Consider the following 21,779-nt stretch of genomic DNA (forward strand, 5'->3'; position numbering starts at 1 on the left):
CGGCGGATGCAAGGGTTTACAGTCTCTCGCCCTTGTGCTGCAATCTGCCACCTTATAATCGCAATCCCGGAGCTGTAGCTTTGACTTTTCTCGCCGCGCAATTTTCAGCCCAGGTACTGGACTGGTACGACAAATACGGGCGTAAAACCCTGCCCTGGCAAATCGGCAAGACGCCTTACAAAGTATGGCTCTCCGAGGTGATGTTGCAACAAACGCAAGTGGCGACGGTCATCCCCTATTTCGACCGCTTTATGGCACGTTTTCCAACGGTTAACGACCTGGCTAACGCGCCTCTTGATGAGGTCCTGCATCTGTGGACCGGGCTGGGCTATTACGCCCGCGCGCGCAATTTGCATAAAGCGGCGCAGCAGGTCGCAACGCTGCATGGCGGCGAATTCCCGCAAACTTTTGATGAGGTCTCCGCATTGCCCGGCGTCGGGCGCTCCACCGCAGGGGCGATTTTGTCCCTTTCCCTCGGTCAGCATTATCCGATTCTTGATGGTAATGTGAAACGCGTGCTCGCACGCTGCTATGCTGTCAGCGGCTGGCCGGGGAAAAAAGAGGTTGAGAAGCGGCTGTGGGATATCAGTAATGAAGTCACGCCAGCCAAAGGTGTGGAACGTTTTAACCAGGCGATGATGGATCTCGGCGCGATGGTATGTACCCGCTCAAAGCCAAAATGCGAGCTTTGTCCGTTGAATAACGGCTGCCTGGCCTACGCAAATCATTCATGGACTCAATATCCTGGGAAAAAACCGAAACAGACGCTTCCGGAACGTACCGGTTATTTTCTGCTAATGCAGCACGGCGATGAGGTATATCTCTCTCAGCGTCCACCGGTGGGTCTGTGGGGAGGATTGTTCTGCTTCCCGCAGTTTGAGGATGAAGATGCACTGCGTGAGTGGCTGGCGCAACGTCAGATTAAGGCAGATAATCTGACGCAATTAACCGCGTTCCGCCACACTTTCAGCCATTTCCATCTGGATATTGTGCCGATGTGGCTTACAGTACATTCATCCAGCACATGCATGGATGAAGGGAACGCACTCTGGTATAACTTAGCGCAGCCGCCATCCGTCGGCCTGGCGGCCCCCGTGGAGCGCCTGTTGCAACAATTGAAGGCCGGGGCACCGGTTTAGCTCTCTGGCGATTAAAGAGGATTAATAATGAGCAGAACGATTTTTTGTACTTTCCTGCAGCGCGAAGCCGATGGTCAGGATTTCCAGCTGTATCCGGGCGAGATTGGCAAACGTATCTATAACGAAATCTCCAAAGAAGCCTGGGCACAATGGCAGCATAAGCAGACCATGCTGATCAACGAGAAAAAACTCAGCATGATGAATCCGGAGCACCGCAAACTGCTGGAGCAGGAGATGGTCAAGTTCCTGTTCGAAGGTAAAGACGTACACATCGAAGGCTATACGCCGCCAGAAAAATAATAAGGGCCTGCAGGCCCTTTCTCACACAAACACAACTTGCACTCCCGGAATGATGAAAAAATACTTAGCGCTAGCGCTGATTGCGCCCCTGCTCGTTTCGTGTTCCAGTTCGCCAAAAAAAGACACCGGGTATAACGAGGCGTGGGTGAAGGACACCAACGGCTTCGATATCCTGGTTGGCCAGTTCGCCCATAACATCGAGAACATTTGGGGTTATAACGAAGTGCTACTGGCCGGGCCGAAAGACTACGTTAAATACACCGACCAGTATCAAACCCGCAGCCACATTAACTTTGATAAAGGGACCATTACCGTCGAAACCATTGCCGGTACCGACCCGGCGGGTCGTCTGCGCCAGGCGATCGTTAAAACCCTGCTGATGGGCGACGATCCTAACTCCATCGACCTCTATTCCGACATTGATGATATTCAGATTTCGAAAGAGCCGTTTCTTTATGGTCAGGTGGTGGATAACACCGGCGAGTCAATTCGCTGGGAGTGGCGCGCCTCGCGCTTTGCCGACTATTTACTGCAAAACCGCCTGAAAAGCCGCAGGAATGGCCCACGGATGATCTACAGCATCACCATTAACCTGGTGCCGAACCACCTGGACAAACGCGCGCATAAATACCTTGGGATAGTGCGCCAGGCATCACAGAGATATGGTGTTGATGAGTCGCTTATTCTGGCGATTATGCAAACCGAATCCTCCTTTAACCCCTATGCGGTCAGCCATGCCGACGCCCTGGGGCTGATGCAGGTGGTTCAGCACAGCGCCGGTAAGGACGTGTTCCGTTCGCAGGGGAAATCAGGCCTGCCGAGCCGCAGCTATCTGTTCGACCCGGTCAATAACATCAACACCGGCACGGCTTATCTGGCGATGCTGAACAACGTCTATCTGGCCGGTATTGAGAACCCAACTTCACGCCGTTATGCGGTGATTACCGCGTATAACGGCGGCGCGGGCAGCGTGCTGCGTCTCTTCTCCAGCGATAAGACTCAGGCTGCGAATATCATCAATACCATGACGCCGGGCGATGTTTATCAGACCATCACCAGCCGTCATCCCTCCGCGGAGTCGCGCCGCTATCTGTACAAGGTCAACACCGCGCAAAAAGGCTATCGTCGTTATTAATCCCCCAAACGCCCTTGTCTCCTCAAGGGCGTTGAGACTGATGACAAACCTGTATCAGACATTGTGCTCGTATTTCCGTCGGCGGCGACCAACGCACTTTATCAGCAATCTGAGCGCCCTTGTCTCCTCAAGCGCCTTCTTCTGCTGGAACCGCCAGAGTTACCAGCGCTTATCCGGCGTTAACGCAGCACATACCCATACAGCCGCTTGATACCATCCGCATCCGTTTCGCTGTAAACCCCCTGCAGCTCTGGCGAAAAGCCCGGCAGCATATTGACGCCTTCCTCCAGCGCCAGGAAATAGCGCAGCACCGCGCCGCCCCAGATTTCACCGGGTACGACGCACAGCACCCCCGGTGGATACGGTAATGCGCCTTCCGCCGCAATCCGCCCCTCGGCTTCGCTTAAGCGAACCAGTTCAACGTTACCGCGAATAAACTCACCGTTGGCATCCTGGGGATTCATCACCGCACGCGGGAAACTCTGCTTGCGGAACATCTCTTTCTGCAGGCTCTTCACGTCAAAGCTCACGTACAGGTCATGCATCTCCTGACACAGTTCGCGAATGGTGTAATCCCGATAGCGCACCGGATACTTGTTATAGATGGTCGGCAACACGTCGGCCAGCGGACTATCGGACTCAATATGTTGCTCAAATTGCCCAAGCATCGCCACCAGTTGCGCCAGCTTCTCTGCGCTCTCGGCGGGCGTCAGCAGGAACAGAATTGAGTTGAGATCGCATTTTTCCGGCACAATACCGTTCTCACGCAGGTAGTGTGCCAGAATGGTCGCCGGAATGCCGAAATCGGTGTATTCACCGCTTTGCGCATCAATACCTGGTGTGGTGAGCAGCAGTTTGCAGGGATCGACGAAGTATTGATCGCTGGCGTAACCTTCAAAACCGTGCCAGCGCGCCCCCGGCTCAAAGCTGAAGAAACGCCGCTCGCGGGCGATGGCTTCGGTGGGATGATCCTGCCACGGACGCCCTGCCACCACTGGTGGAATAAACGGCTGGATCATTTTACAGTTGGCGATAATCGCTTTACGCGCCTCGATTCCCAGCGCCACGCACTCGGCCCACAGGCGCCGCCCACTCTCCCCTTCGTGAATTTTGGCATTCACGTCCAGGGCTGCGAAGAGCGGATAAAATGGACTGGTTGAGGCATGCAGCATAAAAGCGCTATTCAGCCGCTTATGCGGGCAAAAACGCGCCTGGCCGCGCAGGTGATTGTCTTTTTTATGGATCTGCGAGGTTTGTGAGAAGCCGGCCTGCTGTTTATGCACCGATTGAGTCACAAAAATGCCGGGATCTTCCGGCGTCAGATCCAGCAGCAACGGCGAGCAATCAGCCATCATCGGGATAAATTGTTCGTAGCCGACCCATGCGGAATCAAACAGAATATAATCACACAGATGACCAATCTTATCGACCACCTGCCGCGCATTGTAAATTGTACCGTCATAGGTACCGAGCTGAATCACCGCCAGACGGAACGGCCGCGGCATATCGGTTTTTTCCGGCGCCACCTCACGAATCAAATCACGCAGATACTTTTCATCGAAGCAGCGGTCATCAATACCGCCAATAAAACCGAACGGATTGCGCGATGCTTCAAGATAAACCGGTGTCGCGCCGGCCTGGATCAACGCGCCATGATGATTTGATTTATGGTTGTTACGGTCAAATAACACCAAATCGCCGCGGGTCAGTAATGCGTTGGTGACTACCTTGTTCGCCGCTGAAGTACCGTTAAGCACGAAATAGGTTTTATCAGCGTTGAAGACTTTCGCCGCGAACTTCTGCGCGTATTTGGCTGAACCTTCATGGATCAGCAAATCGCCGAGTTTAACGTCCGCATTGCACATATCAGCGCGAAAAAGATTGTCACCAAAGAAGTCGAAGAACTGGCGCCCCGCCGGATGCTTCTTGAAAAACGCGCCATGCTGATGGCCGGGACAGGCAAAGGTGCTATTATTCATTTCGACATACTGCGTCAGAGTATCGAAGAAAGGCGGCAGCAAATTCTCTTCATAGTTACAGGCCGCAGTTTCCAGTTCCAGCCACTCCTGCTCTTTACCGCGAATGATCCCCGCCACGCCTTCCGGTTTTTCGTGTTCAGTTTCACTGAACAGATAGACCGGCAGGTTGAAACCGGTACGTTTTAACAACGAAAGGATGCCGCTGCGGCTGTCTGCTGTGGTGATAACGACTGCCGCCACATCGGTAAAATCGGTGCTGTCCAGCGCCACCACGAGGCGATGGGTGGACAGGCGGGATACCAGCTCGTGGCTGGCGGCAATGTGCATTGATTTCATGAGCGCGAATACCCGTTTCCGGAGAGTAAAAGGCTTCGGCCAGGCATCTACGCGCTGGCCAACGAAATGTCAGGGCCTGACTGGATCCCAGCTCCGACCGCCAGACATCAGTAAAAGCAGACCGTGTCCGCTCTTACTGTTGTCCTGCAGTGAGCATGCGTTACGCTCACCGCATGGTGGATAGGGGATGAAAAGTAAGGGTAGCAAGACGAGGCAACCTGCGCATCTGTACGCAGCGGCAACGGCGATGTAATAGCGATGTCATCATCACGGCGGCCTTATCTCTTAAGGGGAGAAAATTCGCGCAATCATGTCACCTTTATAGGGGTCGCGCAAGATGAATTACCTATGCCGTCATACCACAGAGGCGCGAGCCTTCACTGTATAATCGCGCCATAATACAGCATCATTAGAAATCATTAACAGGAGTTGTATTTTGATTACAGGGCCATTTATTAACGCCAGCGCAGTCCTTTTGGGCGGCATGATTGGCGCACTGTTAAGTCAGAGATTACCAGAGCGGATTCGTACATCAATGACCTCTATTTTTGGTCTCGCCTCGTTAGGTATCGGGATTCTGCTGGTCAACAAGTGCGTTAACCTGCCAGTGATGGTGCTTTCAACGCTGGTGGGTGCGTTGCTGGGTGAAGTGTGCAATATGGAAAAGGGCATTAATACGCTGGTCAGCAAGCTACAGCAATTGCTTACGCGCCAAAAAGGGCAGAAAAAGGCGTCGACGCACGAGTCCTATATTCAAAGTTATGTCGCCATCATCGTGCTATTTTGCGCCAGCGGCACCGGGATTTTCGGCGCGATGCGCGAAGGGATGACCGGCGACCCCAGCATCCTTATTGCTAAGGCGTTTCTTGACTTCTTTACTTCCATCATTTTCGCCTGCACCCTGGGAATGGCCGTTTCCGCCATTTGCGTACCGATGCTGCTGATTCAGTTAGCGCTGGCGACCTGCGCGTCATTGATTATGCCGCTGACCACACCGATGATGATGGCGGATTTCACCGCCGTCGGGGGAATGTTGCTGCTCGCGACAGGTTTGCGTATCTGCGGGATTAAAATGTTCGCAGTGGTGAATATGCTGCCCGCGCTGGTGCTGGCAATGCCGATTTCCGTCGCCTGGACAGCATTATTCGCCTGATGATGCGTGCTTTGGATTCAATGTGATGATAGATTGTTCAGTCTGCTACAAAATAGATAAATTTCGTTGACGAGGTGCGGCGAATCAGGTTTAATGCGCCCCGTTGCCCGGATAGCTCAGTCGGTAGAGCAGGGGATTGAAAATCCCCGTGTCCTTGGTTCGATTCCGAGTCCGGGCACCACTTATTCAGAAACGGACGCCCTTCGGCGTCCGTTTTTCTTTATAAAGTCAATAAGTTATCCCCTTTTAGTTGTCTACTACTGTCCGTTAAAATCGACTGGCAGCGCCCCCTATTTGTTGGTAAAAAAGTTGGTCATCTCAGTTCGATGGGGTTTTTACCAACATTCACTCAGGAGGCTTGCTATGCGCTTAACGGATATTGCTGTAAAAAATGCCAGGCCTTCCGACAAGCAGATCAAGCTACCTGATGGAAAGGGAAGGTATCTACTGGTGCATCCTAATGGAATGCTTACAGTTATTTAGATAGCACGGCGTTTATAAGGGCGATAGTGCGGTAACCAAAAATGCGCCGTAATGCGCTGTGTCAGTAGCGCATCATCCAGCGCATCCGCTACGCCGGACAGCTGCGCCGCCTTCCCCACCGCAAAGGCAATACGGCGGGTTACATCGCATATCATGTTGATTTCCGGCAGCAGTCCTCCGCCATGATGGCGCACCAAAGGCGAAGCGTCGGCAAGCGCGCGGCTCGCCGCCATCAGCATCGTTTCCGTGATCCTCCTGGCGCCGCTGGCAATTGCGCCAAGACCAATGGCAGGAAAGATATACACGTTATTACACTGCGATACCGGTATCGTACGTCCGGCAAAATCTACCGGCTCACAAGGGCTTCCCGTTGCGATAATCGCCTGTCCATCAGTCCAGCGGACAAGGTCCTGCGGCCGGGCCTCCATTCTGGAGGTCGGGTTAGACAACGGCATAATAATCGGGCGCTCGCAGTGGCGATACATCGTACGCACCACCTCTTCAGTGAACAGCCCCGCCTGCCCTGAAACGCCCAACATCACGCCAGGTTTCGCGTTATGAATGACCTCCAGCAAGGATGGCGTCGCGCCAGCGTATGCCCATCCAGATAGCATTTCAGGAGGCTGCGCCAGCGGAACCTGAAAATCAGCCAGCGACAAGGCGGTGGTCATCACCAGGCCGTCGCGATCCACCATGAAAATCGTTTTGCTGGCCTCTGCGGCGTCCATACCTTCAGCCACCCGGCAGGCGATGATATGGCGGGCAATGCCGCAACCCGCCGCCCCTGCGCCAACGATGACCATCGTCTGCTGATTAAAATCACGCTGGCTGGCGCGGCAGGCCGCTAAAATTGTCGCCAGCGCGACCGACGCCGTTCCCTGAATATCATCATTAAAACAGCACAGCTCATCACGATAACGATGCAGCAAAGGAACCGCAGTATGCCGGGCAAAGTCCTCAAATTGCAGCAATACATCCGGCCAGCGACGTTTCACCGCAGCGATGAACATACCGATAAACGCAAAGTAGTCTTCACCGGTGATGCGCGGATGCCGCCAGCCCATATAGCGGGGATCGTCTAATAATCGCGGATTGTTTGTCCCGACATCCAGCATAACGGGCAACGTATGCGCCGGATTTACCCCGCCGCAAACGGTATACAGCGACAGTTTACCAATCGGTATCCCCATTCCCCCGACGCCCTGATCGCCCAGTCCCAGAATGCGTTCCCCGTCCGTCACCACAATCACTTTGATATCGTGTCTCGGGATATCATGCAGAATATCGTCAATACGTTCGCGATCGGGCCACGAAATAAAGACCCCTCTGGCGCGACGGTAAATCCCGGAAAACTTTTCACAGGCCGCGCCAACAGTCGGGGTATAAACAATCGGCAGCATTTCCGGGAGGTGTTTTTTCAGCAGGTAATAAAATAGCGTCTCATTCGTATCCTGGATATTACGCAAATAAATATGCCGCGCGTTATCAGACTCCGCCTCCAGATATTGTTGGTAAGCGCGTTCCGCTTGTTCATCAATATTTTCGATAGCGCAGGGCAGCAATCCATGAAGATTAAAATCATTCCGCTCCTGCTGAGTAAAACTGCTTCCCTTATTCAATAACGGCGATTCCAGTAACAGTTTTCCCGTAAACGGGACGTATAAAACATCGTGTGTCACGTTGCTGTCCATAAGTTACATCCGGTAATAAGAAAAGCGTTAAATCAGCACATAGTTGGCAATCAACATCGCGACAATCCCCGCCAGCGCCGGTGGCAGCGTTCTTCTGACAATCATAAACGGTGAGCATTCTCCCGCTTTACTGACGGCGATAATGATGCCGGCAACCGGAGAAATAGCGCGCCCCATTCCCGCCATCAGCTGCATAGGCAGAATCATATTGACCGCGCTTTCACCAAACTTCGCCGCGATAGAGGGCGCCAGCCCGGAAAAGGAGAAAAATGCCGCTACGCCAGAACCGGTTAATACCGCAGTAACGCCCACCAGCGCCGTCATCACCAGCGTCATACTGGTAAAGCCCAGACCGGCGCTTTGCACGGACTGAAGGAGATAGTCCACCGCGCCGATCTTCTGTAGCCCCTGGGCATAGATATCCGCGCAGACCAGTAAAGAAACGATACTGGTAAACATGCTTCCCATTCCTTTGAAAAATACCTGCAACCCTTTGCAACAGGCACGGAAATCACGCGTGGTGAACAGTTCGAAGAAAAAAGCGATCACCGCCCCGAGGATCATCGCCGTCACAACGTCAATTTTGATAGATGCGATCACCAGCGGACTGAAAACCAGTACCAGAACGACGGGCAATACAGGCAGCAGCGCATAAATGGCCGGGACCTTACGTTCTTCCTCTTCCGTTTCGGCGACTTCTTCCGTTCCCGGAACAAACCCATCCTTTTTATCGAAATATTTGGCGGAAAAGAAAATCACCACCGAGACGGCCAACATAACCACAACCGCCACCGGCATCTGATAGTGCGCAAAGTAAATCGCGCTTTCCATTCCGGCATGTTTGGCCGCAAGATTCGCCGTTCCAACCGCCGGTCCAAGATCCATAAACGCGCACAGGCCGATCATCGCGGCAGCGGACGCTTTACTGACGCCCAGTCGCACCAGAACGGGAAAGAACGTCACCAGTAATAACATCGCCAGCCCGGCAGCGCTGGAGATCGCCACATGCAGAAGCTGCGCACAAATGTAGCCCAGCGCCAGAATAAGATAAGGCGCTTTAATGACCTGCAAGGGACGAATACACATATTCACCATCGCATTCGAGGCTTTAATGTGATCCATATAACTGGCGAATCCCCCCGCCGCCATGATAATTAAACCAATACCCGCAATTTGCGTGGTCAACGACGCTTTTGCAAAACTGAAAATATCCAGCCAGATTGACCCGGTCGATTTTGCCTTACCATACAGAATACTGTTTTCTGGGTAAAACAGCGCGGTAACTGTTAATAATGCCAGTCCCGCGAATAATAACACAGTTTGCGGCTGGTAATTTTTTACAATTAACCACGCGGCAATCACTGTTATCACTATTGCTATAATAAATGCAGTCATAACAACAATCCCTATACCCTACAAATCAGAGATATCAGCCTTATGCAAGCAGCGTTTTCACCAACAGGTAAATACTGCCATCCATATTGCCATGAAAAAGCGTAAACATACGGTAATTAAATAATTGTGCTATCGACTTTATCGTAATAAACCACAGGGTTATAAAATAGGGGAAAGGTCTTTTCCCATAATTTTTTGTGAGTGAGATCGCATCTTATCAACATGATATGCGCGCTATCAGAAAATAAGCCATTTTGCTAAATTACCCGCCACGGAATGATTGACGACAGAGGCATCTTTTCATATAACACTCTCAATATAAAATGTCACCGGGACTGCATATGTACAGGAAAAACACATTAAGTCTGGATGAGTATAATTCACTCACCCAAAATATTGGTGACCTGACCGAGTCTGAATGTCGGCTTAATGACTATATTAATAAACACTTCAGCGAATTACCTTATCATGGGATTGTCGATCTTTCCCAGAATGCCGCAGTGAGCAAAGCAACCATCGGACGCTTTTTGAATAAAATCGGCTTTACCGGCTATGCGGCTTTCAGAAGAGCGCTGGATACCACGCTGTCAAAAAACAAAATCGCCGCGCCTTTTGAGAAAAACAGTCGCCAGCGACCTAAAAAAGCCCCCAAAACAGAACAGATTGTTGATACCTTCAATGATAAAGTCACTTCACTATTTAATGGTTTTAAACAGACCATCAGCATTGATAGTCTGAATAAATTCATCGAACTGGTACTCAACAGCCAGCGCCCTATTTATGTGGTCGGCCCTTCCTCCTCCCATGCGATGGCGCTGCATTTTTGTACGTTGTTAAAGTACTTTCGCAGCAACATCACGCTCCTCTCCACCGACATCAGCGAGCTGCCCAAGAGCCTGATAAACATTGAACCAGATGATGTTCTGATCGTCTTCTCCTACTATCGCTTTAACCGGGTCGCGCTCAATATCGCGAAATGGTTCAGAAAGAAAAATGCGACCGTCGTGCTGATCACCAACTCTGATGCCAATCCTTACGGTAAATTCTGCGATCTTCAGTTTGTACTGCCAAGCGACGTGGAGTCCATTTTTCAAAGCCGAATTCTCGGTTTCTTTTTTATCGAACTGATTCTGCATCTGGCTTATGAGAAGAGTGACAATGAAGGCAACTTTGCCCAACTGGAAGCGTTGTTTCTCTTCTTTGAGACATTTTCCGCTTCTTCACATACTACCTGACCAGCAAAGTCGGGAGGGACGCTCCCGACATAAAGCGCTACGCAATATTGATGACTTTCATTTCATCAAACCGCGCGAGGGTCTCGGCAATCAGCGCATCATTGCAACCAATATAAGACAACGGCTCGCAGGCATCGGCAATTTCTTCTGCGGATAACGACGCCCGAATTTCCGGGCTGGCGTGGACAATGTCGATAAGACTTTGCTCACCATTTGCCTGACTGAGCAGCGCTTTAACTAAATTATAAGCGGGTTCTCGCCCTATTTTATTCGCCAGACTCATCGTAATCGATTCCGACATAATGAAAGATTTCGAGCAGTCAAAATTAGCGCGCATTCTGTCTTCATTCACAATAAGGTGGGAAAGCAGCTTTTTGGCCCGGCTAAGGCTGACCGATAAGGCGTTCGACGCCTCGGGTAGAATCGTCCAGTTCAATACTCTCATCGACGCCGCGCGCACATCCTGCTGATCCAGCATCGCAGGCGCGCCGGAGGCGTACATCCAGCCCATCCTCGCCAGCGTCTGAATCATATTGCTGGCGCGCGGATTGGCCTTGTGCGGCATGGTGCTGGAGCCTCCGCCGCCCTCGCCTTCAAGCACTTCCGCGATGGGGGTGCGTCCCAGGGTTTCCACGTCATTCGCCAGGCGGCAGAGCGTACCGTGAATCAGCGCAAAGCATTGGACCACTTCAACAATGGCATCCTGGCTGGCATTGTTTATACCACAGGGAACGTTTAGCCCCAGCGCCCGCATCAACCGCTCACGCGTCGCCATTCCCTGAGAACCGACGGAGGCAAGGTTCCCCACCGCGCCGCCAAACAGACCCGTAATCGCCCGGGGATAGAGCTGTTGCAGCCGGTTCAGATGCCGATTCACCTCCGCCAGATAGCCGGAGACATGCAGCCCCCAGGTCGTGGCGGAGGCATCAACCGAATTGGTGCGCGCAACCATAACGGTGCGGGCATGCTTTAAGGCCATGCCCTTCATCTCTTCCCCTGCCTCAATCAGTTGCTGATATACCCGCTGCAGCGTCTGCTGTAATCGCATCGCCACACCGGAGTCCAGCAGATCCTGGGTGGTGCATCCCCAGTGGAGATAACGGCTAACCAGCGGAGAGCCAGCAGCCGAAATCTGGTCGATCAAGGGTTTAATCGCCATGCCCACCGTTTGCGTTCCCTGAGCTAAGGCAGGCCAGTTTATCTCGATGTTCTGACATGCCTGTTCGATTTCAATCGCCGCCTGTTCAGGAATAATGCCCAGTTCGCTCTGCACGCGCGCTACCGTTGTTTCAAACGTCAACCAGCAGCGAAGCAGATTGTCGTCAGACCAGATTTCCCGCATCCGGCTCTCGGTAAAGAGCGATGAATAGAGGTCAGAATCAAATACTGTTGTTTGCTTACCGTACATACTGCGACTCTCCGGCAATATAAAGCATATTAATATAAAAGGTCGTGAATGAATCTTGCGGGATCGGCCAACCGATTAACAGGGGAAAATAAAATTCCCATTCATAAAATACGTCATGAGAATTTTATTTTCCCTTTTTAACACCCGGAAAGCACAAAAATGAGATAGCTATCACAATGAGTGACTTTGTCAGTACAGCGCATATTTTGTTTTGCCTTAGCTTTTCACGAATAATCATCGTTAAATTTAACAGCAGATAAAACAGGGCATCATTATGCGCGAAAAGTCACATTTTGTAATGAGAAAAAATAATTCCCATATCATGACCACCCTTTTATCCAGAACAATTCTCTCTGTGATAAACCGCTCACTCAAACAGACAAATAAGCTAACTATTGCTTTCTGGGGAAGCTATGAAAATAAAAATGATTTCACTCATTTTACTGACGGGGATGACAACCTCGGCATATGCGATGAGTATTTATAATAAAGATGGAAATACGCTGGATATTTATGGTCGTGTAGAAGGTAAAATTGCCAGCGGAGAAAACTCTTATGCCGGAAGCGAAACGCGAACAAATCTGGGTGGCCGTCTGGGAATTTACCTTACCCGGGATGTGGATTTTATCCCCGAGACAAAGATCGTGGGCCGTCTGGAATGGCAGGTGCGGACCGAAAAAAACGACAGCAACACCGGGGATAACGATCTAAAAGCACGCTACGCCTATATTGGTTTGTCCAATAAAACCTGGGGCGAACTGATTGTCGGCAGAACCAAAAACCCGTTGTATCAGGTCATGAAAATGACGGATAAATATAAAAACTTTACGCCGAATATTTACAGCTACGGTATCACCACCTTCGATAACTCTTACCAGTACAACCGCCAGGACGGCACCGTACAATGGAACGCTAAATTTGCAGGCAATGAGATACAACTGGCGTGGGTCGCAGGTAATGGCCGTGATAATGATGCGCTGGATTATGGCGCGATGGCCAGCTACAGGAAAATGCTCAGACTGGGTGATTTCAGACTCACACCGGCAATTGCCGTCAGCCGCTATAAACGCCAGGATGGCGTAAAAACCACCGATGGTCGGAAGCAAAACGACCAGATCATGGCGGGTTTACAGCTCAGTTATAAGAACATTGAAGCCGCCGTCACCGCATTACGCACCTCCATTGCGCGCGATAACAAAAGTGACAATGACTTTAAAGGTATGGATACACTACTGTCCTGGAAATACGGTAAATTTAAATTCCTTACCGGTTACAGTTTCCTGGATGAGGAAGATAAATCCGTCTATGAAAAAGAAGACTGGCGTGTCGAAACTCAAATCACGTTAGCCAGTAACACCTGGTTATCATTTACTTACGATAAAGCTTTTGCCAATAAAAACCAAAAAGTCAATGATGACGCGATCATCGTTGGACTCCGCTATGACTTCTGACAGGTGAATGATGAAAAGAATAATGCAGTTATCCCTGGCCTCGACTTTTTTGTTCAGCAGTTTATGTGTGCATGCTGATGCGCTATTAGCGCCCTCACCTTATGCAAAAATAGAGGGTGAGAATAAAATTGTCGCGCTGTATGGCAACTCCTTTACCTTCTATAACAATAATATTAATACCCGCTTACGGGATCTCACGCGCTCCTTACTGCCGAACCACGCGAAAGGGTATAAATATCGAGGGATCACCATCTCAAGCGGTCATTTAGGCTGGCAAATTAATAATCTCGCCTATCAAAATACGTTGCAAAAATGGGACGTTGTTATCTTACAAGGCAACTCCACGGAGACAATTTCGAAGAAAGAGAGTACCCGGCAGAACTTCATTGACTCCGCAACAAAAATGGCGGATATGGCGCATCAGGCGGGTTCAAAAGTCGTGTACTTTATGACCTGGGCAAAGCGCGATAAACCAGAGGATATACAGAAACTTGCTGAGTCTTATATTTCCATTGCGCAGAAAACAGGCGGCTATGTCGCACCGGTCGGCCTGGCTTTCGAAAAGGCGCGTAAAACCCACCCGGAAATTAATCTCTATTATCAGGACGGCGTCCACCCATCCCTCGCAGGAACCTATTTAGCCGCCTGTGTGTTCTTTGCCACGCTGTATAACCAGTCGCCAGTGGGCGGGGCGCTACCTGTAGACACGGATATGACCCCAGCCACCGCAAAAGCATTGCAGCAGATCGCGTGGGAAACCGTCAGCGAATTTCAGAAATCGTCATAACATCTGTATGGTTGCCCGATAGCCAGGCTTATCGGGCCTGCACTCCCGTCATCCCCATCGCGCGGGCCGGATAAAATCCGGCCCGCGCGCGGACTGACAACCCGAAATCATTAACAGAAGGTTGCAGGGCAAACTGCCGTTATTTACCGGCATATTGCTAACACCGGCAGGAGCTCAATACTATCGCGGGCGTTACTCAGCCCACCATTCTCGGTGTTTCATCGCCTCACCCGCCCCGGGTGACATGCCTTCCGGTCTGTCAGGCTCTGAGCGATAAAACACTTGTCTGGTTACAGCCCGGCAAGTACCCAGGCGACTGCCAGCAAATCCGCGCTGCCGCCGGGGCTGAGTCGCCGGGCGATAAACGCATTATCCATTTCGCGCAACGCCGCGTTATCCCAGCCCATTGCCAGCAATCTCGTCGCGTAATCCTGCACATAACGCAGCCCGACAATGCCGCCACGCGATACCAGATTGCTGTCGCGGTTAGCGGCCATCAGCCGCAGCAGCGCATTGTGCAGCCGTCGCTCTCCCTGCTCCTGATGCCAGAACGGCAATACCGCGCGACGCACCGTATTAAACCCCCGCTCTGCTTCACCGCGCGCTCCCGTCAGCCCATACTGGCGAAACTGTTTTTCCCCCGCCGTCGTCGCCTGCGGACGCCCGGCCAGTTCACACGCCACCAGCCCACGGCAGATATCACTGACTTCCCGACAGAGCGCATCAGCGCTGACAAACCGCCCCTGCCCCTGCACACGTCCGGCCACGAAGCAGAGCAGGCCAAGAGAAAAAATACCGCCTTTATGGGTATTCACGCCTCCTGTTGCCGCAAACATCGCTTGCTCACAGGCGATGCCCATCGGACGCAGTAACCTCAGTTGGTCGCTGGCCGCCTTCTGCGCATAATCCTCTCCGGCCCGGAAAAACTCCGTGAACCACGGCGTAATCGCGGCAATGCTCTTTACAAACAGCGCATGATCCATATCACGGTGCGAACCATTATTCTCCCTGTCCACCAGTCCCGGCTTTGGGGTTAAATCCAGCTCGATGCGCAGCGCCTGCGCAGCAAGCGCAGGCACATCAGTAGTAGAGGATTTAGTCGCGAGCAAACCAGCCATTAGTTAACCTCTCAACGTGAACCAGTCAGCCTGACGCCCGCTCCCACGGGCATCAGTGTGGTCATTAATTTTCCTCTTTGACCTCGCGGACAACGTCAATAACGCTGCCGTCACGATAGCGGATCACCCCGACGATACGGTCGGTAAAGGCGATCGGTTTCGGCTCGCCGGTCAGGGAGATAGCGCGCTGATACAGGGCTTCGATATCCACAATTTTCAGCCCGGCCGCCAGTAAACGTTCGCGGATATCCGGGCGCGCCGGATTGACGGCAATCCCGTGGTCGGTCACCAGCACGTCAATGCTTTCCCCTGGCGTCAGCAGCGTGGTTACGCGTTTTACCACTGTCGGAATACGGCTGCGCAGCAGCGGCGCGACCACAATCGTCAGGTTTGCCGCAGCGGCAACATCGCAGTGGCCGCCGGATGCGCCGCGCATGACGCCATCGGAACCGGTGATCACGTTAACGTTAAAGTCGACATCAATTTCCAGCGCGCTAAGGATCACCACATCCAGCTGATCGCAACTGGCGGCTTTACCTGCGGGGTTGGCGTAAACATTGGTGGAGATCTCGACGTGATTCGGGTTACGACGCAACGAAGCCGCCGCTTCGCCGTCGAAACACTGGGTATCAAGCAGCTTTTCGATTAGCCCTTTTTCATGCAGATCCACCAGGCTGCCGGTGATGCCGCCAAGGGCAAAACGGGCTTTCACGCCGTGACACTCCATCTTCTCTTCCATAAAACGCGTCGCCGCCGTGGCGGCCGCACCGGAACCGGTTTGCATGGAAAAGCCATCTTTGAAATAGCCCGAGTGCTCGATGACATCCGCCGCGTAACGGGCGATCATCAATTCACGCGGGTTACTGGTGACGCGCGCCGCGCCAACGCTGATTTTGGCCGGATCGCCGACGCTTTCCACCTGCACGATCAGATCGACCTGATCCTGCCGCAGGCTGGCTGGCATATTCGGGTATGGCACCAGCTCTTCGGTCAGCAACACCACTTTTTTGGCAAACTGCGCGTCCACCATCGCATAACCCAGCGAACCGCAGGCGGATTTCCCCTGCGTACCGTTGGCGTTACCAAACTCATCGCTGCACGGTACGCCAAGGAACGCGACATCAATGTTCAGCTCACCATCCTGCAACAGTTTCACACGCCCCCCGTGGGAGTGAATCTGAACCGGCTCCGCCATTAAACCGTGAGAGATCGCTTCCGCCAGCTTGCCGCGCATCCCGGAGGTGTAGATCCGCGAGATCACGCCGCTGCGGATATGCGCGATTAACGCATCATTGCAGGTCATCAGCGAGCTGGAAGCCAGCGTCAGGTTTTTCAATCCCAGCCGCGCCAGCGTCGCCACCACGTTATTGATCACCCGGTCCCCTTCGCGGAAAGCGTGGTGGAATGAAATAGTCATCCCATCTTTCAGGCCGCAACGCGCGATGGCGTCTTCCAGCGAGGCGCACAATTTACGCGTGTGTTTACTGTTTATGTCCGCCAGCCATGGCGTCGCGGTATGTGCGCTCTCAAAGGGTTTTAAATTACGCAGATGGGGAAAATTAACGTGAAGAAGCTCTGTTTGATTCATTGTTCAGTCCTTAACGACGCACGCCGGACGCAGCCGCACGTTCCAGCACCATCTGCGCGTGATTAATAATGGGGGCATCGATCATTTTGCCGTTCAGCGACACCACGCCGAGGCCGTTGCGTTCGCCCTCTTCTGCCGCTTCGATAACTAATTTAGCGTGGTCGACCTCTTGCCGGGTTGGTGCATAAGCGTTATGCAGCAGGTCGATCTGGCGCGGATTAATCAAAGATTTACCGTTAAAGCCCATCTTGCGCACCAGCTCGACTTCGCGCAGGAAACCCGCTTCGTCATTAACGTCTGACCACACCACGTCGAAAGCATCAATACCTGCGGCGCGGGCGGCGTGCAGCACGGCGCAACGGGCGTAAAACAGCTCCGTACCATCGCCGCGTTCGGTTTGCATATCCATCACGTAGTCGAAAGCGGCCAGCGCGATACCAATCAGGCGCTGAGAACTGCGGGCGATCGCCACCGCGTTTATGACGCCGACAGCCGATTCAATCGCCGCCATCACGCGGGTGGAACCCACTTCACGACCGCAGGCCAGTTCAATACGTTCCAGATGGCGTTCCAGTTCGTAGATATCTTCCGGGGTATCGGTTTTCGGCAAACGCACCACATCCACGCCGGCACGCACCACCGCCTCCAGATCCGGCAAGCCAAATGGCGTATTCAGCGGGTTAATACGCACCACCGTTTCAATATCCTGATACATCGGGTGCTGCAATGCATGGAAGACCAGCAGACGCGCGGTATCTTTTTCACGCAGGGCGACCGCATCTTCCAGATCGAACATGATCGAATCCGGGCGATAGATAAAGGCGGTGGAGAGCATGGCGGCGTTAGCGCCTGGCAGGAATAGCATGCTACGACGAAGCTTTTTCATAGCAGTTTCCCCCAGTCGATTTCCGTGGCCTCAGATGCGCGCAGAATGGCGCTTTGCAGACGGGCGCGGATCACGCAATCCAGCGCGCCTTTGTCTTCAATGATGATTAAGCCCTGGTGGACATCCATCGCCCGCAGCGTGGCGTTCACCACCTGGCGGATCTGCTCGCCAAACTGCTTAATTACTTCGCTGCGCACGACGACGTCAAGTTCGCCTTCCGCAGGGGCTATTTTTACCATCAGGTCGCTGGACTCCAGGGTCCCTGCCAGCGCCTCCCTAACAATTTTCATAATAATATTCCTGATTTTTAAGCAACTTCCGCGCTGTAATGGGATTCGAGATGCGCGAAAGTGGTATCCGGTACAATTTCCCGAATACGGGAAAACTGGTGTGTTTTCAGTAAACGCCGCACTTCCGATGCGGAGATGGCGCTGCCGGTGGCTTTGATGCGAGGGATCTCCACCACCTCCACGACGCCCGCCAGCAGTTGATGCATAGTCTGGTTGTACTGGCGGGTGATATCGCAGAACGGCTCGCTACCGATAAAGCGATACGTAATGCCCAGCGCCGGGGCGATATAGTTGCGGAAGATAAGCAGATCGATCTCGCTCCATGCTTGCTGCACTTTTCCGGTCTCTTTCAGGAAATAGGCCGGAAAGGTGGCGCGGGAAATGATGTACTGCGAGCCTTCATGCACGGTGACATTCGTCAGATGCGCCACGCCTGCTTTCACCATCTTTAACCGGGCGGCAAAAGGGAAGAACGAAGCGTCTTCACGCACCACAAACAGATGCAGCCCGTCGCAGGATCGCGCCGCCTGTTCAACCAGATGGCGATGTCCAAGGGTAAAGGGGTTCGCGTTCATCACAATGGCGCCGATCCGTTTTCCCGGCAGGCGTTCAGCCTGCAAAGTGCGGCAGTAACGCTGAATTCCCGTGGGCGTGTTTTCCATCAGAATGGCGTTGTTGCCGCTCTGCGCAATCGGCCAGAAACCGCAGCGCTGAAAGCGCTCCCGGTTGCACGGGCGGGTACACAAGAACAGATGCAGATGACCGCGCGCCAGCGCCAGGTACTCGACTTCCGCCAGCAACTGCGCGCTGAGGTTTTCACCGCGCAGCTGTTCATCCACTGCCACACACTTGATAACGTTGGCGGCAAGGCCCGCACACCCCACCAGCCGGTTTCCCGACCAGGCTTCAACAAACGTGGTGATATCGCTGTCCATACCTAAACCACTGTCTGCCAGCAACGTGCGGACAGCGGCCAGCCGTTGAGTATTGCCGTTGACTTCCGCTACGCGGAAGTCGATGGGAGGTCGTGCTTGCATGGTGTAGCCTTCGTCCTTAGTGCGCCGTCGTCAGCGCGTGGGCTGGCGCATCGATAATCACATTGCTGAGGTGGCCGATATGTTCGATTTCCACTTCAATGCGATCGCCCGCTTTCATAAACAGCGGCGGATTGCGTTTTTTACCCACGCCGCCCGGCGAACCGGTGATAATCACATCCCCTGGCGTCAGACTGGTGAACGTGCTGATGTACTCGATAAGTTCGGCCACCTTGTGGATCATGCTGGCGGTGTTGTCATCCTGGACCATGCGGCCATTCAGCCAGGTGCGGATGGCGAGCGCATGCGGATCCGGGATCTCATCGGCGGTGGTCATCCACGGGCCGAACGCGCCGGTCTGCCGCCAGTTTTTACCGGCAGTAAACCAGGTGTGCTGCCAGTCGCGCGCCGAGCCATCCATATAGCAACTGTAACCGGCCACATGGCTTAACGCCGTCTCGCGGGAGATGTCCTCGCCGCCTTTACCGATGATCACCGCCAGTTCGCCTTCGTAATCGAACTCACTGGAGTGACGCGGCTTCAGCACCGGCGCGTTGTGCCCGGTTTGCGAGTCGGCAAAGCGCACAAACAGCGTCGGCGCCGGGTTGTGTTGATCAAACTCTTTGCGCTTTTCGGCATAGTTCATACCCACGCAAAGAATTTTCCCTGGGTTTTCGATCACCGGCAGAAATTCGAGATCGTCAAAGCGGATATCCGGCGTTTCGCCAGCTAACCGTTGCGCCTCATTCAGCGCGCCGGCGGCGAGCAGTGATTTCAGATCGCCATAGTGGTTGCCAAGACGCTGCCCCAGATTGATCATGCCATCAGCCTTGACGATGCCGTAACTACGACTCCCCTGATGGATAAAGCTTGCGAGTTTCATATCAGTTCCTGTAATGCTTAATCAGACGAGGAAATTGCCAAGGATCAGCAGCGATACCGACACGTTGATCGCCCCACCAATGCGGGTAGCAATCTGTGCAAATGGCATCAGGCTCATGCGGTTGCCCGCGGTCAGAATGGCAACATCCCCTGTACCGCCCTGACCGCTCTGGCAGCAGGAAACGATAGCCACATCAATAGGATGCATGCCGATCTTTTTACCTACGAAGAAGCCAGTCGCAACCAGTGCGGAAACGGTACTCACGATCACCAGCAGATTGTCGATGGTGAAAGCGTGAACCAGCTCTTCCCACGGCGTAATCGCCACGCCAACGGCGAAGAGAATGGGATAGGTGACCGAAGTCTGGAAGAATTTGTACACCACCTGAGAACCTTCCAGCAGACGCGGAGAGACGCCGTGCGCCAGCTTGATCAGCACAGCGACGAACAGCATGCCAACCGGCGCCGGGAGGCCAATCAATTTGTGGCCGAGCATACCAATCATATACAGCAGTACCGCCAGCAGCGCGCCCGCCGCGATAGTGGTGACGTCAGTTTTTCCAGAGTATGCCGGCGCCGCCGAAACCTGAGCGTCGCCGTTATCACGGTTCGGCATCAATTGGCCTTCCCCCGTCAGATGCGGGAAGCGTTTACCCAGTTGATTCAGGCAACCGGAGATAATGATGGCGGTCAGGCTGCCGAGCATCACCATCGGTAAGACACGCCCCAACGCAACGCCCTGATCCATATGCAGAATGGTGGCATAGCCAATGGACAGCGGAATCGCGCCTTCCCCCACGCCCCCGGCCATGATCGGCAGTATAATAAAGAAGAAGATCTGGAACGGCTCCATACCGAGCGCCAGGCCAACCCCCATACCCACCAGCATGCCGACAATTTCACCGCACAACATGGGGAAAAATATACGCAGGAAACCCTGAATCAGGGTGGTGCGGTTCATGCTCATGATGCTGCCGACAATGATGCAGCAGATATAGAGATAGAGGATGTTGGTGGATTTATAGAATTTGGTCGTGGATTCCACAACGACGTCCGGCAGTAGCCCATAATAGACCATCGCCGACGGAATGAAGGTCGCGCAGATCGCCGCCGCCCCCAGTTTACCGACAATGGGCAGGCGCTTACCAAACTCGCCGCAGGCAAAGCCAAAAAATGCCAGTGTGGCGACCATCACCACAATATCACTGGGCAGTTTGCCGCCAAGACAGTCGATGGCAATCAGCGCGCCAGCCAACAGGAATAACGGCAGCGGAATAATCCCGACCTTCCAGCTATCCATAATGTGCCACCACCTGTCCTTAAGTGATCTTTTTTGAATCGTCAGCGATTCAGAGGTAACAGAAAATGAATCGTCAGTTGTGCTCATAATTAAGCCCCTTGGTTATTTTGTGCCGACAGAGTAAAGGGCTAAAGGCTCATTAAATGTGAGATTCGGCATAATAAATTTAGAGTTTTAATGGTACCTATG

18 protein-coding genes and 1 tRNA gene are annotated in these 21,779 nt (G+C 53.0%); 8 read left to right on the top strand and 11 right to left on the bottom strand.

The window, feature by feature from the left end; genetic code table 11:
- Window positions 1–80: 80 nt before the first annotated feature.
- From mutY to mltC, 3 genes are read left to right on the top strand one after another with little or no spacing between them, the layout of a single operon-like run.
- Window positions 81–1,139 carry an A/G-specific adenine glycosylase gene (gene mutY, locus FN037_RS15880; RefSeq protein ID WP_138360824.1) on the top strand — a complete coding sequence of 353 codons (1,059 nt, stop codon included), beginning with the start codon at window positions 81–83 and terminating at the stop codon, window positions 1,137–1,139.
- Between the two features lie 27 nt (window positions 1,140–1,166).
- The gene (locus FN037_RS15885) at window positions 1,167–1,439 is read left to right on the top strand and encodes an oxidative damage protection protein (RefSeq protein WP_138360825.1); all 273 of its coding nucleotides are present in this window, start codon (window positions 1,167–1,169) and stop codon (window positions 1,437–1,439) included.
- Between the two features lie 52 nt (window positions 1,440–1,491).
- Window positions 1,492–2,574 carry a membrane-bound lytic murein transglycosylase MltC gene (gene mltC / locus FN037_RS15890; RefSeq protein WP_142502669.1) on the top strand — a complete coding sequence of 361 codons (1,083 nt, stop codon included), beginning with the start codon at window positions 1,492–1,494 and terminating at the stop codon, window positions 2,572–2,574.
- Window positions 2,575–2,753: 179 nt separating this feature from the next.
- Here mltC and FN037_RS15895 read toward each other — a convergent pair whose 3' ends face one another.
- Window positions 2,754–4,889: an ornithine decarboxylase gene (locus FN037_RS15895; RefSeq protein WP_142502670.1), complete on the bottom strand. Its 2,136-nt coding sequence runs from the start codon at window positions 4,887–4,889 to the stop codon at window positions 2,754–2,756.
- 436 nt (window positions 4,890–5,325) lie between these two features.
- Between FN037_RS15895 and FN037_RS15900 the strand changes: the two genes are divergently transcribed.
- Both FN037_RS15900 and FN037_RS15905 read left to right on the top strand, forming a co-directional pair.
- Window positions 5,326–6,042: a DUF554 domain-containing protein gene (locus FN037_RS15900; protein ID WP_142502671.1), complete on the top strand. Its 717-nt coding sequence runs from the start codon at window positions 5,326–5,328 to the stop codon at window positions 6,040–6,042.
- 105 nt (window positions 6,043–6,147) lie between these two features.
- A tRNA-Phe gene (locus FN037_RS15905) sits at window positions 6,148–6,223 on the top strand.
- Window positions 6,224–6,521: 298 nt separating this feature from the next.
- Here FN037_RS15905 and FN037_RS15910 read toward each other — a convergent pair.
- Together FN037_RS15910 and dcuC are read right to left on the bottom strand one after the other, a co-directional pair.
- The gene (locus FN037_RS15910; protein ID WP_142502672.1) at window positions 6,522–8,216 is read right to left on the bottom strand and encodes an NAD-dependent malic enzyme; all 1,695 of its coding nucleotides are present in this window, start codon (window positions 8,214–8,216) and stop codon (window positions 6,522–6,524) included.
- A 27-nt stretch (window positions 8,217–8,243) separates the two neighbouring features.
- Window positions 8,244–9,611, bottom strand: a complete 1,368-nt coding sequence (gene dcuC, locus FN037_RS15915; protein WP_142502673.1) for a C4-dicarboxylate transporter DcuC — start codon at window positions 9,609–9,611, stop codon at window positions 8,244–8,246.
- A 341-nt stretch (window positions 9,612–9,952) separates the two neighbouring features.
- Between dcuC and FN037_RS15920 the strand changes: the two genes are divergently transcribed.
- Window positions 9,953–10,846, top strand: coding sequence for a MurR/RpiR family transcriptional regulator (locus FN037_RS15920; RefSeq protein WP_142502674.1), 894 nt, complete (start codon window positions 9,953–9,955; stop codon window positions 10,844–10,846).
- 37 nt (window positions 10,847–10,883) lie between these two features.
- On the opposite strand, the gene FN037_RS15925 is transcribed toward FN037_RS15920, so the two are convergent.
- Window positions 10,884–12,254, bottom strand: coding sequence for an adenylosuccinate lyase family protein (locus tag FN037_RS15925; protein WP_142502675.1), 1,371 nt, complete (start codon window positions 12,252–12,254; stop codon window positions 10,884–10,886).
- Between the two features lie 413 nt (window positions 12,255–12,667).
- Between FN037_RS15925 and FN037_RS15930 the strand changes: the two genes are divergently transcribed.
- Entirely contained in the window at window positions 12,668–13,705 is a 1,038-nt protein-coding gene (locus FN037_RS15930) for a porin (RefSeq protein ID WP_142502676.1), read from the top strand.
- Window positions 13,706–13,715: 10 nt separating this feature from the next.
- Window positions 13,716–14,492, top strand: coding sequence for an SGNH/GDSL hydrolase family protein (locus tag FN037_RS15935; protein ID WP_142502677.1), 777 nt, complete (start codon window positions 13,716–13,718; stop codon window positions 14,490–14,492).
- Between the two features lie 290 nt (window positions 14,493–14,782).
- Here FN037_RS15935 and citG read toward each other — a convergent pair whose 3' ends face one another.
- The 7 genes from citG to FN037_RS15970 all read right to left on the bottom strand — a co-directional run bounded on the left by citG (window position 14,783) and on the right by FN037_RS15970 (window position 21,677).
- Window positions 14,783–15,610: a triphosphoribosyl-dephospho-CoA synthase CitG gene (citG, locus tag FN037_RS15940; RefSeq protein WP_142502678.1), complete on the bottom strand. Its 828-nt coding sequence runs from the start codon at window positions 15,608–15,610 to the stop codon at window positions 14,783–14,785.
- 64 nt (window positions 15,611–15,674) lie between these two features.
- Window positions 15,675–17,198 carry a citrate lyase subunit alpha gene (citF, locus tag FN037_RS15945; protein ID WP_142502679.1) on the bottom strand — a complete coding sequence of 508 codons (1,524 nt, stop codon included), beginning with the start codon at window positions 17,196–17,198 and terminating at the stop codon, window positions 15,675–15,677.
- Between the two features lie 10 nt (window positions 17,199–17,208).
- Entirely contained in the window at window positions 17,209–18,084 is an 876-nt protein-coding gene (gene citE, locus FN037_RS15950) for a citrate (pro-3S)-lyase subunit beta (protein ID WP_138362548.1), read from the bottom strand.
- A complete protein-coding gene (gene citD, locus FN037_RS15955) occupies window positions 18,081–18,374 on the bottom strand; it encodes a citrate lyase acyl carrier protein (RefSeq protein ID WP_138362547.1) in 294 nt (97 codons plus the stop codon). Before citD ends, citE begins: the two co-directional genes overlap by 4 nt.
- Before the next feature lie 17 nt (window positions 18,375–18,391).
- Window positions 18,392–19,411, bottom strand: a complete 1,020-nt coding sequence (citC, locus tag FN037_RS15960) for a [citrate (pro-3S)-lyase] ligase (RefSeq protein ID WP_142502680.1) — start codon at window positions 19,409–19,411, stop codon at window positions 18,392–18,394.
- A gap of 16 nt (window positions 19,412–19,427) precedes the next feature.
- Window positions 19,428–20,291: a fumarylacetoacetate hydrolase family protein gene (locus tag FN037_RS15965; RefSeq protein WP_138362545.1), complete on the bottom strand. Its 864-nt coding sequence runs from the start codon at window positions 20,289–20,291 to the stop codon at window positions 19,428–19,430.
- A gap of 21 nt (window positions 20,292–20,312) precedes the next feature.
- Window positions 20,313–21,677, bottom strand: coding sequence for a 2-hydroxycarboxylate transporter family protein (locus FN037_RS15970; RefSeq protein ID WP_138362544.1), 1,365 nt, complete (start codon window positions 21,675–21,677; stop codon window positions 20,313–20,315).
- Window positions 21,678–21,779 lie beyond the last annotated feature (102 nt).

This window comes from Klebsiella sp. 2680 (genome assembly GCF_900198535.1).
Taxonomy (GTDB): Bacteria; Pseudomonadota; Gammaproteobacteria; order Enterobacterales; family Enterobacteriaceae; genus Klebsiella; species Klebsiella indica.